Genomic DNA, 16,924 nt, shown 5'->3' with positions numbered 1-16,924 from the left:
CGAACAGGAACACAATGAAGACAGCAGCCTATATGAATTTAGAAAAAATACCATCTATTTATGAAACTAATCAATAAAAAAAACAAAAATTACACTCAGATTTTTCACTTATTTACAGAAGAAGAGTGGACGAAAACGAGTAAAAATTTCAATAAAAATATTTCCACCTTTTTCACAGGAAAGAAGTATGAAGTCTTTGTGAATGCTCATGAAGAAGGAATTACGTATTTCATCGGATTAGGAAAATCTACCTTACAAAATTTCGAAATTCAGCAGGTAGCGGCCAGGTTCTCACAGACTCAGAAAGAAAAACTTCAGACCGTTCCTACGTTAACACTCGCTGATTTCTTGAATGAAAAGCAGTTTGAGGAATTTGTAAAAGGGCTGTTAATAGGAACTTACAACTACCCTTTTGATAAAAAACATGCTTTCTGGAATGCCAAATTTGAATTACACTTTGAAAATTTAAGTCAGAAAAAATTAGATCATATCAGCCATAAAGCAGAAGCATTGGTTAACGGACAGACTGCCTGCCAGGACTGGCTCAACAAACCAGCCAATCTTAAAAAACCGGATATCTTAAGTGCGTACCTTAAAAATCTGGCCAAAAAATATGAATTAAAATACACTGCATTCAACAGAAAAAAATGTGAAGAACTTGGATTAGGTGCTTATCTTTCCGTTAATCAAGGAAGTGCCTATGATGCAGCTTTCACTATTCTGGAATATAAAACTACAGTTAAAAATGCCAAAACTTTCGGTCTGGTAGGAAAATGCATTCTGTTTGATACGGGAGGAATATCAATAAAAAGCTCTGCCAACCTGCATTATATGAAATCCGATATGGGAGGTGCTACAGCCGTTTTGGGAACATTAATTTATGCTGCTGAAATGAAGCTTCCGGTAAACATCATCGCTGTTCTTCCTATTACCGATAATGCTATTTCTGAAAAAGCCCTGCTTCCAAGTGATGTCATCACAGCCTACAACGGAAAAACCATTGAAGTGCTTGATACCGATGCGGAAGGCAGACTGATTCTTGCAGACGGATTGTCTTACCTTTCCAAAAACTACAAAACAGATTTCCTGATTGACCTGGCTACTTTAACGGGAAGCTCTGTAAGAATGTTTGGAGATACCTGTGCCGCAATGTTCTCCAATAATGAAGAGTTAAAAAATACCCTGATCAAAACCGGAGATCAAACCCATCAGAGAGTATGGAATCTTCCTTTATGGGATGTTTGGAAAGACGATATTCAGTCTGATGTAGCTGACATGAAAAACATCTCCCTAAAACCTGTAGGAGATTGTATTATCGCCGCGAAATTCTTAGAGCAATTCATTGAAGATCACCCTAAATGGGCGCATCTGGATATTGCCGGAGTAGCCTTTGGATGTGTAGGATATGCTAACGCAAAAGCAGCAACAGGCTTTGGAGTTCCACTCCTTGTGAATTTCATTGAAAATTATCACTAAAAATTAGTTTTTTACAAAAAAACTCTGTATAATTGATTAGTGGATTTTCAAAACCATACAATATTTCATTTTTTTCTATTAATAAAATAATAAATAAATGCTTTTATTTTTGAAAATTCACTAAATCTTAAAAAACATTATATGGAGAAGAAAACCATTGTGTGTATTTCGTGCTATTACAAAGGCTACGATTTTATGGACGAAATGAAGAAGCTCGGTAATAAAATCATCCTTGTAACCTCCGAAAACCTCAAAGAAAAAAACTGGCCGTGGCATGCTATTGATGAGGTATTCTATATGCCTGAGCTGAAACCTTCCGTATGGAATCTGGACCATCTGATCCAGGGATTTTCCCACCTGATGAAAACCAGAAAAGTAGATGCTGTGGTAGCCTTAGATGATTATGATGTAGAAAAAGCTGCATTGATCAGAGAAACCTTCCGTATTCCCGGAATGGGACAAACGACACACCGTTATTTCAGAGATAAGCTTGCCATGAGACAAAAAGCGAAGGATTCCGGAATCAATGTTCCTGAATTTACAGCCGTATTCAATGATAACGAAGTTCATGAATTTACAGACCGTATTTCGGCACCATGGGTTCTGAAACCCCGTTCAGAAGCCTCTGCATCCGGAATCAAGAAAATAACTTCCAAAGAGCAGCTGTATGAGGCATTGGAAACATTAGGAGAAGAACGTCATCTTTTCTTACTGGAAAGTTTTAAACCCGGAGACGTTTATCATGTAGACAGTCTTACTTTTAATAAAAAAATTGTCTTTACTTCAGCTTCAAAATATCTGGCTCCTCCTATGCAGGTTTCCCATGAAGGCGGAGTATTCCGGTCCAAAACTTTAGGAAGATACTCAGAAGATTTTAAAGCACTGGAAGAAATAAATGCCAGAGTTCTTTCCAATTTCGGACTGATTAACGGGGCCACCCATACAGAATTTATCCGTGGGAAAGAAGATGGAAAATGGTATTTCCTTGAAACCTCATCACGAGTTGGCGGTGCTCATATTCCAGATTTGGTAGAAGCTTCAAGCAGCATTAATATCTGGAGAGAATGGGCCAAAATTGAAGATGCCCTTCTGAGAGGAAATGATTACAGTGTTTCTCCGCCTACAGGATACTACTCCGGACTGATTGTCGCCCTGATCAAAGATAAAGAACCCAACTACAGCAGTTTTGAGTGTGAAGAGGTGGTAAAATTCCTTCCGATAGACTATCATGTAGGAATTGTTTATAAATCCGGAGATGCTTCCGTTGTACAGGACAGATTAGATTCAGCCGCCGAAATAATTCATGCAGATATGCTGAACATTCTTCCCCCCAAAAGCAACAAATTGAGTTCCTAAAAAATAAAGCGTGACATTGATATTCAAAATGTTATTGAATTCATAATATACAATCTGCCTGAAGATTCCATGCTAAAATGTAATTTAGAGAGCATAAGTTCTGGAAAATGGCAAAACATATTATCGGTTCGTAGATAAAGCACAATATTAAAACCAAACAAGGAAAAATGCCTCACATAGAACATACAGAGTATTATTCAAATATATTGGGAACAAGTCTCAAGGTAGAAGTGACCGGGCATTACGGCCATCCTATCATTATGTTTCCAACTTCCCAGGGACAATACACCCAGAATCATGATTTTAATCTTAACGGAAGTATCAACTGGTTTATAGAACAGGGAAAAGTAAAACTTTACAATGTACAGACCATCGACAGCTGGAGCTTTTATGATGATAATATATCTCCTCAGCAAAGGATAAGAAACTATGAACGATATGTACAGTTTCTGATCAAGGAATTCGTTCCTTACATACAGAAGCTTCACAAGACCCATCGCGTAGCTGTTGCAGGAGCTAGTTTTGGAGGGTATCATGCCGCCAATTTTGCTTTCAGGTTTCCTGATGTGGTTTCCCATCTGTTTTGCCTTTCAGGAGCGTTCTCTATAAGAAATTTTATGGAGGGTTATTCTGATGATCTGGTCTACTTCAACTGTCCAAGAGAGTTTATAAGAAATGATGAAGCCTGGAAATACAAACATATGCATATAGTACTCAGCACTTCTGATCAGGATATATGCAAAGATAAAAATATTGAAATGGCTGAAATCCTGAGAGTAAAAGGCATAGAATTCTGGTATGATGAAAGAAAATGGATCGGTCACGACTGGCCGCTGTGGAGAATGGTCTTCCCTACATTTATAGGAGCATTTTTCTCTTAAAAACAATAAAAAAACAAATAGAAAAAATAACACCCACCTTAAAAACAAAAATTATGACAAAAAAAGTAGGAATTCTTTTCGGTATGGAAGACACTTTTCCCTGGGCATTGATAGACAAAGTGAATGAACTGGGAGGTGGAGACATCATAGCTGAGCCCGTTAACATTGATAAACTGGAGCAGGGAGCAGATTATGGCTATGCAGTGATCATCGACAGAATTTCGCAGGACGTTCCCTTTTACAGAGCTTACCTGAAAAATGCAGCTCTTAATGGCACTTATGTAATTAACAATCCTTTTTGGTGGAGTGCTGACGAGAAATTCTTCAACAATGCCCTGATGTCCAAACTTGGCATTCCGCTTCCTAAAACGGTGCTGCTTCCGTCTCATGAAAGACCGGATAATACATCTGAAACTTCATTCAGAAATCTGAAATTTCCTCATGACTGGGAATATATCTTCAATTATGTAGGATTTCCTGCGTATATGAAACCTCATGACGGAGGTGGCTGGAAAAACGTTTACAGAGTAGAAAATCCGGATGATCTTTGGAACAAACTAGGAGAAACAGAACAGCTGGTGATGATGGTACAGGAAGAAATCATCTTTGATGATTATTACAGAGTGTATTGCCTGGGCAGAAAATATGTTCACATCATGCCTTATGAACCCAGAAATGCCCCTCATCTGAGATATGCCACTACGCATCAGACTCAAGGTGAAGAACTTGAAAAGCTATTGAAAACCATTCATGATTACACCATTACTATGAATGAGGCCCTTGGATATGATTTTAATACGGTAGAATTTGCTGTAAGAGACGGTATTCCTTATGCCATTGACTTCTGCAACCCTGCTCCGGATGCAGACCGAAATTCTGTAGGAGAAGAAAATTTTGCCTGGATCATAGAGCACGCCGCAAAACTGGCTATTGAAAAAGCTAAAGAATATGTTCCGGGGAAACCTAATATTACTTGGGGAACCTTTGTGAAAAATTCCATAAAATAACATTGAAAAAGAATTAAAAAACACAAAAAAATGCATCAGTTTACTATTGGAATTGAAGAAGAATATCAGATTATCGATGTGGAAAGCAGAGATCTGGTTTCTCACGTTTCAAAAATCATTGAGGGCGGCAAGGCGGTTTTAAGTGAAAATTTAAAACATGAAATGCATGAATCCATGATTGAAATGGAAACAGGAATCTGTCAGAATATTCAGGAAGCCAGAGCAGAATTAACAAATTTAAGGCGTCATCTCATCAATATCGCCCATGAGCAGGGACTCCGTGTTTCCGGAGGAGGCACACACCCTTTTTCACACTGGTCTGATAACAATATCACTCAGGGAGAAAGATATATAAAAATCGTGGATGATATGGGAGATGTAGCCCGTGAAAATCTTATTTTCGGACTGCATGTCCATATTGGAATTCCCAACCGCGAAGAAGGGGTAAGAATTCAGAATGTCATGCGTTATTTTCTTCCTCACGTATATGCACTTTCCACCAATTCACCCTTCTGGATTGGAAGATATACAGGTTTTAAATCTTACAGACAGGAAATTTTTGTAAAATTCCCGAGAACCGGTATCCCGAGTTATTTTAACTCTCTGGCAGAATTCGACAGTTATGTAGATCTTCTGGTAAAAACAGGAACCATCGACAATGCCAAGAAAATCTGGTGGGATTTGCGTGTACATCCATTCTATCCAACAATCGAATTCAGAATCTGCGATATGCCTTTAAGAATTGATGAAACCGTATGTCTTGCTGCCATCATGCAGAGTCTCGTTGCTAAAATTTATAAACTTCATCAGCAAAACCTAAGTTTCAGAAGCTATAGAAGATTGCTGCTGAACGAAAATAAATGGCGGGCCTCCAAAAGTGGTATCGAAGCTCATCTGATCGATTTCGGAAAAGAAGAATCCGTTCCTTATCCTCATTTATTGAAAGAACTTTTAGAGTTTATTGATGATGTGGTAGACGATTTGGGATGTCGTCATGAAGTGGAATACGCATGGAAAATTCTTGAAAACGGAACCGGTGCAGACAGGCAGCTTCAGATCTTTAAAGAAACAGGCGACCTGACAAAAGTGGTTGATTATATGATCTCTGAAACGGAGTACGGCATTACCCATGGTGAACCCGCTTCATAATTTTTTGGTAACTTTACAAAAAATATGATGTAATGAAAGATATTCGAATTGCTCTGCTGGACATGAACAATAATCATGTGAACCAAGGTTTTAGAAACATTAAAGAAATTTCTGAATCTTTTCAGCAGAACTCTGAAGAAAATGTTGTGATCAAAACATTTGATGTAAGATTTAAAGATGAAATGCCGGAGATCGGAGATTTTGACATTTTCATTTCTTCGGGCGGACCTGGAAATCCACATCGGGAAGGTCTTGCCTGGGAAGACAGATTTGCTTCTTTTTTAGATGCTGTTCTTGAGCATAACAAATACAATGAAGATAAAAAATATCTTTTCCTGATCTGCCATTCATTCCAGCTGGCAAGTATTCACTGGAAGCTGGGCAATATCTGCAAAAGAAAGTCTTATTCTTTCGGTGTAATGCCTGTTCACAAAACCGAGGAAGGCAGAGAAGAGTTTTTATTCAAAAATCTTAAGGATCCTTTTTATGCCGTAGATTCCAGAGCGTATCAGTTTATCGAACCGGATCATCAGCGTTTCGAAGAGCTTGGAATGACCATCATGGCGATTGAAAAATTCAGACCTCATATCAATCTTGAAAGAGCCGTAATGGCCGTTCGTTTTTCGGAGGAGATATTCGGAACACAGTTTCACCCCGAAGCCAATCCTGAATCTTTGATTGAAAACCTGAAGGATGAAAAAAACAGAGAAGCCATGATTGAAAACTTCGGAATGGAAAAATATCTTGAAACCATGGACAGAATAGATGATGAAGACAAAATCATTCTGACCAGACATCAAATTCTTCCGAGATTTCTTCAGTTTGCAAAAAAAAACATTTTGAAAGAAGCTAAGACTTTGGTTTAAAAGCTGGAAGCTGGGAGAAGAATGCCGGAAGTTATTATCAGTTAAGGCTACATATTTTAGAACACCTACTATAGATTATCGGCCTTGTAAACTTCCCTCTCCCAGCTCCCAGCTACCTATAACAATCGGGCAGAAATGTTCGATTTTTTAACATCACAAAGAAAAAAAATATGATTCCAAAATACAGAAAACAGTACAATCAGGCGTTTTCGGATGAAAAATACAATCAACTAAAAGGTATATTGGCTGAAAAAGGCGGAATAGAACCAACGTTCAGAGTTTCAGAAAGTCCTATTTTCCTTACTAAAGAGTTTGAAGCAAAACTTATTGATGCCAGCGAAAGTATCATCAGCCAGATTAAAGCAATGCCCGCAGAATTACTTCAAAAAGCCATTCCTGATAACTGCCGGGTTCCCAATGATACGGATCAGCCTCATTTTTTCACAATAGATTTTGGAGTCTGCAAAAGCGAAAACGGAGCAATAGAACCTCAGCTGATAGAGCTTCAGGCATTTCCCTCTTTGTATGCTTTTCAAAAAGTATATGAAGAGACGTACTGCGAGGTCTATCCTTTCCTTTCAGAAATCAAAAATCCGATGGCTCATGAGACATTTAAGAACTATTTGAAAGAACTGATTGTAGGAGATGAAGATCCTGAAAATGTAATTCTCCTTGAAATCTTTCCGGAAAAACAAAAAACTGCGATTGATTTTGCTCTGACAGAAAAGTTATTAGGAATTAAAACAGTATGTCTGACGAAAGTGAAGAAAGAAGGGCGAAAGCTGTACTACGAAAATAATGGTAAGCTTACTGAAATCAAAAGAATCTATAACCGTGTTATATTTGACGAACTGGACAATATTCCTGATCTTACCCTTGAATTTAATTTCCGTGAGGACGTGGATGTCAAATGGATCACTCACCCGAATTGGTTCTTTAAAATATCAAAGTTCCTTTTACCTTTACTTCAGCATCAGTTTGTTCCAAAGAGTTATTTCCTGCATGAATTCCCGGAAAATGAAAACCTTGAAGATTTTGTATTAAAGCCTTTATTTTCGTTCGCTGGAAGTGGTGTTAATTTAAATCCCACAAAAGAAATTACAGACTCCATTCAGGATAAAGAAAACTATATTTTGCAGAGAAAAGTGTACTATGAGCCTATTTTTGAAGATATCAACGGAGATTTTTCAAAAGCAGAGATCCGTTTGTTGTATATTTGGCGGGAAAATGATGAACGCCCTATCCTATTGGAAAATCTTGGAAGAATGACTAAGGCCGCCATGGTAAATGTAGATTTCAATAAAAAAGATGCCATCTGGATCGGAAGTTCAAATGCTTTTTTTGGATAAAAACTTATAAAACTAATACTACATGGAAGAAAAGCCAACCGCTTTTGCAGAATTTGAAAACCACAGTTTAACACGAAGAAGAAACCTATTACCCACCTGGATTAAAATTTTCTTATGGATCTTTTTAATCGGAGGCGCACTAGCTGCCTTTTTTATGATGGCAGGCTCTCTGATGACTCATATCTCTTTATCGTTATATGGGATGGATGCTAATCATCCCTATTCCATGACAGGGTTTTTGATCTGCGCCCTATTCATTTTCAAAGGTATTGTTGCCTATGGACTTTGGTTTGAACAAGACTGGGCAGCGCAGGCAGCAATCATTGATGCCATTATAGGAATTGCTATCTGTCTCATTATGATGGCCATTATTCCGTTTGTTAATCCAGCAATCAGCTTTACCCTCAGATTAGAACTCATTCCTTTGTATTTCTATCTTGTGAAAATGCAAAAAATAAAGAAAACCTGGGAAAACTTATAGAAACAAACCTCCGAAATTTCGGAGGTTTTATTTTTTATTCATGAAGTCTTCGCAAATCATAAAAAATCCCCCAACAAAGGAGGACATTAAAAAAACTTGACTTGTACTTTTAGTTCATACAAACGGTGTAAATATACGGAGAGACCGTAAGCATACTCTACGGGAAACCGTAAGACCTGACTTTTTGTTTGTATATTATGCTTTCGATAATGTTATTTAAAAATGGTCTTGTAGTACCACAGCTTATTGTGAACTTGCATACTCTTTCTTTGCATCAAAGCTGGGACAAGCTTTATAGACATTGGGAAAATCTCTATGTCCTTGAATTTTAGCTTTAGGAAATTTTGATTTTAATTCTCTTAACAGTTTTACCATAGATCTTTTTTGCTCTTCCGTTCTTGTATCTTTTGGATTACCGCTTTTATCAATGCCTCCGATGTATGATATATTGATAATTTGAGAGTTCCATCCTGCAACTCCGTTTGATATTTGATCGATGGGCAAAGTGTTTACTATTTCGCCATCAGCTTTTATCATATAGTGATACCCTGGGTTTTTCCATTTCAGGTTTTCCTTCCAATACCTTTGAATGCTCTCTATTTTAACATCTGGTTGTGTTGCCGTACAATGTATAACGATGTAATTGATTGTTCTCATGTATTTCATTTTATTTATTTTGAGCAAAATTAAACCTGTAACTCCCAAAATAGTGAAGGAAAAACACCCTATTTTAAATTAACAGGCAGGATGCCTGAATAGCTGATGCCATCATAGGAATTGCTTCTGGTCTTATGATGATGGTCATCATCTTGTTTGTTACTCAAATAATCAGCTTTACAAGCAGATGACTCATTCCCTTGTATTTTACCTTAAAAAAATGCAGCATATAAAGAAAACCTGGGGAAGCTTATAGAAACAAACCTCCAAAGTTTCGGAGGTTTATTTTTTATATTTTCTTATCCTCTTTCACGAATTCATCGGTTTAATACAATTATCTATTTATCAGTTCACTTTCTTTACAATGGGTTACATACACAGTCATCATACAAATCAGGATCCAACACAAAACACCGTCCAATAAAGGCTTTTAAGATCTATAAGCTGTGATTTATTTTATGTTTATTGTATCTTTGCTGCGAAAAAAAATGAGGTGAGCGTCCTGTCCTGTTGGGAAATTCTTAGAGAAATACCAAAATTGTGATGGGTTAATGTGGATTTTAACAAGATGATTCAATAGAATGGGAAGTTCTAAAGTTTTTTTTACAAAAGCTAAAATTTAACTATTAGAATGAACAGAAAAACATTTATTCAAAAATCTTTTCATGGAGTCTTATATGCCGCCTTAGGCACCTCTTTACTCTCCTGCATACAAGATAATTTTAATGATGAGATCAGTAGATTCAACAATGATGATCAATTAAAAAAAAGATTTAAGCCTATCTACATTATTAATGAGGGCTCTGATATCAAAGGAAGAAAGTCAAAATCAGTAAAATTTGACAGAAGAAAATCCATCCTTATGGAATTTGTAAGCCTGGGATATATTACTTTAAACGAGTCTATCAGCGAAACTAATAAAACCAATAAGAATTTAAAAATAATGAAGTTGAATGATGAGTTTTCATGTGTTCTTTTCAGGGAACCCATCCAAATAAGCTTACCGAATACCTTTACAAAACTTAAGTTTCAATATATCCATTACAGTGAGCTTAGTGAAAACTTTACAAAAAAAGAAATAATATTTTAAGATGTCTTTTATTATTGGTGAAAAAATCCTGGTACAGGGTGAACATTGTATAGAATGTACGATGTGCGTTCCGGAGTGTCCGGAACAGGCTATTGATGATACTGAAATGTATTTGGATGTAGGCGGATATGTTTCTCTTAAAGGGGTAACGATATCTATAAATGTAGAAAAATGTATTGGTTGTGGTGACTGTATTCCAGTATGCCCTACTTCGGTATTTTCTTACTTAAATGAGCCTAATCCCGGAGGTAATAATGGTGGCGGTACCATTGGTGGTGGTGGCAATCAACCCGGACAGGATGGTCAGGATAAAGATCCTTGTTTACAAGCTGCCCAGCCTTCTGCCCATGCAACACAGCTGTCTCAAACGGATGCATTTAATAATGCATTCAGCACAATTGGAGGAATTAATGATGGAAAAGAGCACGGCTATGTACTCGGAAGCCAAAATGGAGCTATTATTTCTACCGATATACAACATGGAGGTCCAAACAACATGACTTTGAATCACAATTTTGAAAATCCGGTGGGGAGCATACACATACATCCGGCCAACGATTCTCCACCATCAGTTGGAGACGTATATTCACTTATCAATGCTTACAATGGGCATAATACTTACAGCACCTATTATGTAATGAATCCCGATGGTACAGTTTATGCTCTGGTAGTAACCGACCCTGCTGCTATGAACCAATTCCTACAGAACCATCCTTCTACACAAATTCCGGGATTTGCACCTAATTTTCCACCTCCTTTATTTGACGAATGGAATGATTTTGATGGAAACTGGGAAATGTCATTATCTCATATTCTGGATAAATATGATGCCGGAATGGCTTTATTAAAAAGAGATAATCAGGGGAATTTTAGAAAAATAAAAATTGATACCAAAAAAAATCCTGACGGAACTAGTACAAACACTCAAACCAACTGTCCTTAGATCATGAAAAATACATTTACTTTCATTTTACTGATAACTCTAAGTTTCTTTTATAAAATGAATGCACAAGAAAAAGTATCCTCAAAGCAGACTATCGGAAGATTTGAGGCTAAAAAAAATAATTATATTGGAAAAAAAGTTAAGGATCTATTAAAAGATTTAAAATTGGATATTCAACTGGTTAGTTTTGGAGGAGGTGCACCTGAAGCCAATAACTTTATCACAATAAGGTTTATTGATGATATCAGAAATTCTGATAAAAATGCGAAATCAGCCAAAATAACACTTTTCATTAAGGAACATGACAGTGCTACCAACAAGCTATTCCAAAGCACGTCAGGTCTTAAAAAAAGAATTAAGAGAGACTCTGTAAGATATAAGACCAATGAAGATATGTTAAAAGGATATGAAAATCTTACTATAGTAGAAATTTACGCTAATTCCGATAAAAACTAAGTCGGACTTTTCAATATCTGTAGATAAAAGAATCGGGCTGAACCTTTGGTTCAGCCCGATTCTTAAATTATATATTTTTATCATCTTCCAGTAATTCCTTGGTCTGGTATTCCTGAACCAGATCAATAGCATTGGAAATAACATCACTTAAAGCTGTGATAAATGTTCCTTCTTCTGCCATTCCAATAGCATGTTTCAAGGCTTCAATTTCTTTAGGAATGATTTCGTAGCTGACATCTCTGCCCGCAGCATTAATTCCATCAATAATCAACCCGTTGATTTCCTCTTCGGTTCTTCCGCGAAGATGTTTCTCATTTCGGATGATAATATAATCGAACATTCTTCCGGCAATCTTCCCACACTCTCTGATATCATTATCTCTTCGGTCTCCAACACCGGATATAATACCAATCTTCTTTGTAGATTCCACATTTTTCAGATAATCTTCAATGGCTTCATATCCTGAAGGATTGTGGGCAAAGTCAATCAGTACTTTAAAATTTTTAAATTTAAAAACATTCAGTCTTCCCGGAGTAAGCTGTGCACTTGGAATAAAGGTTCTTAAAGAATTAGAAATATCCTCAATTCCGAATCCGTAAAGATAACTTGCCAAACTAGCGGCCAATACGTTTTCAATCATAAACCGGGCTTTTCCTTCCATCGTAATCGGGAAATCTTTGGCTTTTCCTATTCTGATTTTCCAGTCTCCTTTTTTGATGGTGACAAAACCTTCTTCATACACGCAGGTAATTCTTCCTTCTTTTGCAAATTTTACGATATGAGGATTGTTTTCATCCATACTGAAAATAGCTACACTGGAATCAAGGTCATTCACAATCTTCATCGAATATTCATTATCTGCATTCAACACACTCCATCCGCTCTTTTTAACGCTATCCAGTACGACCCGTTTTACTTTGGTAAGATCTTTTAAGCTGTGAATATCATTCATCCCCAGATGATCTTCCTCAATATTGGTAAGAACTCCAATATCACATTGCGAAAACCCAAGTCCGGAACGTAAGATTCCTCCTCTGGCAGTCTCCAGAACCGCAAATTCTACTGTAGGATCTTTTAGAATAAATTCTGCAGAAAGCGGCCCTGTTGTATCTCCTTTTGACAACATGGTATTCTGAATATAAATTCCATCCGAAGTGGTAAATCCTACCCTGTAGCCATTACTTTTTACGATATGGGAAATAAGTCTCGTTGTTGTTGTTTTTCCATTGGTCCCCGTTACGGCAATAATCGGAATGGTAAAAGGTTTTCCCTGAGGATACAGCATATCCACCACCGGTGCAGCAACGTTTCTTGGCAACCCTTCACTTGGAGCAAGGTGCATTCTGAATCCAGGTGCTGCATTTACTTCAATAATGGCTCCACCACTTTCCTTTAAAGGCTGTGTAAGGTTCTCCGCCATCACATCAATACCACAGACATCCAGTCCGATAATTCTGGAAACTCTTTCCGCCATGGTGATATTTTCCGGATGTATCATATCCGTAACATCAATGGAAGTTCCTCCGGTTGAAAGATTGGCTGTGGATTTTAAATAAACCACTTCTCCTCTCTGAGGAATTGTTTCCAGCGTATACTGAAGCTTTTCAAGAAGTTCTAAAGTATCTTTATCCACCTCAATCTCAGTAAGGACATTTTCATGACCATAGCCTCTTCTTGGATCTTTGTTTTCTTTCTCAATCAGTTGCTGAAGATTGAGTTCTCCATCCCCTACAACATGAGCAGGAACTCTTCTTGCAGCGGCCACCATTTTATTATTGATCACCAGTATACGAAAATCGTAGCCCGTGATATATTTCTCAACAATGACTTTTCTTGAGTATTTCTGAGCATGTTCCAGGCCTATTTTAGCCACATCCCAGTCGTTGACATTAATGGAAGAACCTTTTCCATGGTTTCCATCCAAAGGTTTTAAAACAATGGGATACCCAATTTTTTTGATCACAGCGTTCAACCCTTCTTCATCAACTACCAGATCACCTATTGGAACCGGAATGGCAGCATCGTGAAGCATTCTCTTGGTTAATTCTTTATTACAGGCAATATCTACAGCGATAGAACTTGTATTCCCCGTAATGGTAGCCTGAAATCTTTGCTGATTCACTCCATACCCCAACTGCACCAATGAATTGGTTCCCAATCTTATCCATGGAATTCTTCTGGAAGCTGCTTCCTCCACAATACTTCCGGTAGAAGGACCAAGACGGACGCGCTCCCTGATTTCTTTTAATTTATGGATACATGCATTCAAATCATAATCTTTGCTTTCAATCAGTGCTTCTGCAATCTTTACGGCTTCTTCTGCAGCAAAAATTCCGGCATTTTCTTCAATATAATTAAATACTACATTATATACTCCCGGAGTTTTTGTTTCACGGGTTCTTCCAAACCCTACATCCATTCCTGCCAGAGTCTGTATTTCCAAAGCAATATGCTCAATGACGTGTCCCATCCAGGTTCCCGTTTCCACTCTATGGAAAAAACCTCCTTCCACTCCTTCCGAGCAGCGGTGTGTGATTAATGAGGGTAGTAATTTTTCTATTCTTTCCCGGAATCCCTCAATTTTATTGGTAGGATAACTCTCCATTTCTTCTAAGTCCAACCTCATCTGTATCAGCTTCTTTCTTCTGATGCTCCAGATGTTAGGACCTCTTAGTGCCTGAATCTTTTCGATTTTCATAGTCTATTGGCATTTTAACAGTTAACAATAACTCCTTTCAAAACCAAAGATAATGTAAAACCCTAAACGAAACTATACCACATTTAAAGATTCGTTAAAAAAAAATTAATTTTAATTAACATTTCTAAAACATTAAAAATCAACTAAAGATGGCACGAATTTCGTCAAAGAATGTTAATTATTTTTTAATTTTGCACTATGATGAAACCTGTTGGAAAATTAATCGTTATCGGAGGAGCTGTAAACAAAGGAAGTTTTGCTGAAACCGACTATGATCAGAATATTGAAAAAAACCTTAATTTTTTTGAACGTGGGATCTTAAGAAAGATCATCAACGAATCAAAACTTAAAGAGAACTCTGTGATTGAAATCGTCACCACCGCTTCTCAAATTCCTCAGATCGTAGGCTCTGAATACAAAAAAGCATTTGAGTTTCTGGGGGCAAAAAATGTAAATGTTCTTGACATTCACAACCGTGAGGAAGCTAATTCTGATGCAATGGTAGCAAGAGCCAACGCTGCTGATGTTATGATGTTTACCGGTGGAGACCAGCTGAGATTGACTTCTATTCTTGGAGGAACAAGATTTCACGATACCATTTTATTAAAATACCAGGAACAGGATTTTATTTATTCCGGAACTTCTGCAGGTGCTGCAGCAGCTTCTGAAAACATGATCTACCAGGGAAGCAGTTCTGAAGCCCTTCTAAAAGGAGAAATCAAAACTACTCAGGGATTAGGGTTAATAGATAACGTTATTATTGATACTCACTTTGTACAGCGAGGCAGAATCGGACGTCTTTTCCAGGCTGTAGTGAACAATCCGAGAACATTAGGAATCGGACTGGGGGAAGACACCGGACTTTTCATTCATAATGATGTCATGACAGCTGTAGGTTCCGGCCTTGTTATCTTAGTTGACGGAAGGTTTATCAAAGATACCAACCTTACGAATATCAACCTTGGAGAACCTATTTCTATTGATAACTTAACGGTACATGTGATGTCTATGAATGACCATTATGATCTTACAACAAAGAAACTGACCATTGAAAATTCTCAATTTAATCCAATACCGCAGGATAAATAAATTGATGTAGTCAAAAAACATAGTATTAATCATCATAAAAATGGAACTTCGGTTTCATTTTTTTTGTTTAAAGTTTAAGGTTCAATGTTTAATTAGAATTTATAAATTAACTTCGTAAAAGAATATCATTTATCAATCATCATCTATAATTTATGAAAGTAATTATCCACGGAGGATTTTTCTCTGAAAGCGATCAAAGCCACGAAATAAAAACAGCAAAACAGAATTCTTTAAAAGAAATTGCAAAAAAAGCATTTGGCTACCTTAAAACACATTCGGCTTTTGATACCGTTGCCTATGCCGTTTCATTACTGGAAGATGATCCGTTATACAATGCAGGCATCGGTTCTCAGATCCAGAGTGATGGCGTTATTCGTATGAGTGCTGCCATTATGAACGGAAATACTCAGAGACTAAGTGGTGTGATTAATATTCAAAATGTACAGAACCCTATTTTTGTAGCTAAAGATCTTATCAATGAAGACGACAGGGTTTTAGGAGGAAATGGTGCTAAAATTTATGCTACTGAAAATGGTTTTGAAAATTTTTCTACAGAAATTCCTCAAAGAAGAAAAGAATACGAAGCTAAACTTGCCAATGGTGGCAAAGGAACTGTAGGTTGTGTAGCAATTGATCAGGAAGGAAAACTTGCTGTGGCCACCTCTACGGGAGGAAAAGGTTTTGAAATTTCCGGAAGGATTTCAGACTCTGCCACTGTGGCCGGGAATTATGCCAATGCTGTATGTGCCGTGAGCTGTACAGGCGTTGGTGAAGATATTGTCAGCAATGCTACTGCAGCAAAAATTGTAACAAGAGTTACAGATGGGATGAATCTTCAACAGGCCTTCAGCAAGACATTTGATGAACTTAAAACTATTGATGGATTCGCAGGTGCCATTGCTATTGATAAAGAGGGAAATGTTTATCATCAGGACTCCTATCCTACTATGGTTTTCGCCAGTTTTGACGGTGAAAATTTCGAAGTCTTCTCTTAAATTTAACATTTTTTTATAGGTCAATTTATTTTTTTGGCACGTATTTTACATTATTCATAACAACAAATTTTAATATTAATACATAAAAAAATAGAAATCATGGGAAACAAAGCAAAAGGATTATTAGCTTTATTAGGTTTAGGTGCATTAGCTTATTGGAAATATAAGAATTCAAGCCCTGAAGATCAACAAGCTGTAAAAGATAAAATCAATACTGCAAAAGACAATCTTAATAAATGGGGAAATGACCTTAAAAGCAAAGCCAATGATGTTGCTTCCCAAGTTCAGAATAAAGTGGACGAAGCGAAAACAAAGGCTGAAGATTCTCTTAGCTAACCAACATAGAGCAGTTTTTTTTAACATTCATATATAGGAAAAAGTCATCGTAGTTTTAATTACGATGACTTTTTATTTTAAGTAACGATCAAGAT

16 protein-coding genes are annotated in these 16,924 nt (G+C 37.0%); 14 read left to right on the top strand and 2 right to left on the bottom strand.

The features are described 5' to 3' along the window. The first annotated feature begins 60 nt into the window (after positions 1–60). The 8 genes from ACWPWS_RS03850 to ACWPWS_RS03815 all read left to right on the top strand — a co-directional run bounded on the left by ACWPWS_RS03850 (position 61) and on the right by ACWPWS_RS03815 (position 8,565). Complete coding sequence (locus ACWPWS_RS03850) at positions 61–1,476, top strand: leucyl aminopeptidase family protein (protein ID WP_454045561.1); 1,416 nt, start codon at positions 61–63, stop codon at positions 1,474–1,476. A 141-nt stretch (positions 1,477–1,617) separates the two neighbouring features. Beyond that, positions 1,618–2,832, top strand: a complete 1,215-nt coding sequence (locus ACWPWS_RS03845) for an ATP-grasp domain-containing protein (protein WP_454045560.1) — start codon at positions 1,618–1,620, stop codon at positions 2,830–2,832. Positions 2,833–2,999: 167 nt separating this feature from the next. Beyond that, positions 3,000–3,713, top strand: a complete 714-nt coding sequence (locus tag ACWPWS_RS03840) for an alpha/beta hydrolase-fold protein (RefSeq protein ID WP_454045559.1) — start codon at positions 3,000–3,002, stop codon at positions 3,711–3,713. Between the two features lie 53 nt (positions 3,714–3,766). Beyond that, positions 3,767–4,720, top strand: coding sequence for an ATP-grasp domain-containing protein (locus tag ACWPWS_RS03835; protein WP_209784231.1), 954 nt, complete (start codon positions 3,767–3,769; stop codon positions 4,718–4,720). Positions 4,721–4,750: 30 nt separating this feature from the next. Further along, positions 4,751–5,869, top strand: a complete 1,119-nt coding sequence (locus ACWPWS_RS03830) for a carboxylate-amine ligase (protein WP_047374342.1) — start codon at positions 4,751–4,753, stop codon at positions 5,867–5,869. A 32-nt stretch (positions 5,870–5,901) separates the two neighbouring features. After that, positions 5,902–6,735, top strand: a complete 834-nt coding sequence (locus ACWPWS_RS03825; RefSeq protein ID WP_454045558.1) for a type 1 glutamine amidotransferase — start codon at positions 5,902–5,904, stop codon at positions 6,733–6,735. A 170-nt stretch (positions 6,736–6,905) separates the two neighbouring features. After that, entirely contained in the window at positions 6,906–8,084 is a 1,179-nt protein-coding gene (locus tag ACWPWS_RS03820) for a hypothetical protein (protein ID WP_454045557.1), read from the top strand. A 22-nt stretch (positions 8,085–8,106) separates the two neighbouring features. Further along, positions 8,107–8,565: a hypothetical protein gene (locus tag ACWPWS_RS03815; RefSeq protein WP_454045556.1), complete on the top strand. Its 459-nt coding sequence runs from the start codon at positions 8,107–8,109 to the stop codon at positions 8,563–8,565. A 243-nt stretch (positions 8,566–8,808) separates the two neighbouring features. On the opposite strand, the gene ACWPWS_RS03810 is transcribed toward ACWPWS_RS03815, so the two are convergent. Further along, entirely contained in the window at positions 8,809–9,231 is a 423-nt protein-coding gene (locus ACWPWS_RS03810) for an N-acetylmuramoyl-L-alanine amidase (RefSeq protein WP_454045555.1), read from the bottom strand. Positions 9,232–9,853: 622 nt separating this feature from the next. On the opposite strand from ACWPWS_RS03810, the gene ACWPWS_RS03805 reads away from it, so the two are divergent. The 3 genes from ACWPWS_RS03805 to ACWPWS_RS03795 are packed head-to-tail and all read left to right on the top strand — an operon-like array spanning position 9,854 to position 11,711. Then, positions 9,854–10,312: a hypothetical protein gene (locus ACWPWS_RS03805; RefSeq protein ID WP_454045554.1), complete on the top strand. Its 459-nt coding sequence runs from the start codon at positions 9,854–9,856 to the stop codon at positions 10,310–10,312. Between the two features lies 1 nt (position 10,313). Continuing rightward, positions 10,314–11,255, top strand: coding sequence for a 4Fe-4S dicluster domain-containing protein (locus ACWPWS_RS03800; protein WP_454045553.1), 942 nt, complete (start codon positions 10,314–10,316; stop codon positions 11,253–11,255). Positions 11,256–11,312: 57 nt separating this feature from the next. Continuing rightward, positions 11,313–11,711: a hypothetical protein gene (locus ACWPWS_RS03795; protein WP_454045552.1), complete on the top strand. Its 399-nt coding sequence runs from the start codon at positions 11,313–11,315 to the stop codon at positions 11,709–11,711. A 67-nt stretch (positions 11,712–11,778) separates the two neighbouring features. On the opposite strand, the gene cphA is transcribed toward ACWPWS_RS03795, so the two are convergent. After that, the gene (gene cphA / locus ACWPWS_RS03790) at positions 11,779–14,409 is read right to left on the bottom strand and encodes a cyanophycin synthetase (protein ID WP_454045551.1); all 2,631 of its coding nucleotides are present in this window, start codon (positions 14,407–14,409) and stop codon (positions 11,779–11,781) included. A gap of 201 nt (positions 14,410–14,610) precedes the next feature. On the opposite strand from cphA, the gene ACWPWS_RS03785 reads away from it, so the two are divergent. The 3 genes from ACWPWS_RS03785 to ACWPWS_RS03775 all read left to right on the top strand — a co-directional run bounded on the left by ACWPWS_RS03785 (position 14,611) and on the right by ACWPWS_RS03775 (position 16,829). Then, the gene (locus ACWPWS_RS03785) at positions 14,611–15,498 is read left to right on the top strand and encodes a cyanophycinase (RefSeq protein WP_209789057.1); all 888 of its coding nucleotides are present in this window, start codon (positions 14,611–14,613) and stop codon (positions 15,496–15,498) included. A gap of 152 nt (positions 15,499–15,650) precedes the next feature. Beyond that, the gene (locus tag ACWPWS_RS03780; RefSeq protein WP_454045550.1) at positions 15,651–16,493 is read left to right on the top strand and encodes an isoaspartyl peptidase/L-asparaginase; all 843 of its coding nucleotides are present in this window, start codon (positions 15,651–15,653) and stop codon (positions 16,491–16,493) included. 99 nt (positions 16,494–16,592) lie between these two features. After that, positions 16,593–16,829 carry a YtxH domain-containing protein gene (locus ACWPWS_RS03775; RefSeq protein WP_105682092.1) on the top strand — a complete coding sequence of 79 codons (237 nt, stop codon included), beginning with the start codon at positions 16,593–16,595 and terminating at the stop codon, positions 16,827–16,829. Positions 16,830–16,924 lie beyond the last annotated feature (95 nt).

This window comes from Chryseobacterium sp. Marseille-Q8038, assembly GCF_965111995.1.
Note: the sequence above shows the minus strand (reverse complement) of the source record. Positions and strands in the feature narration are given on the sequence as shown.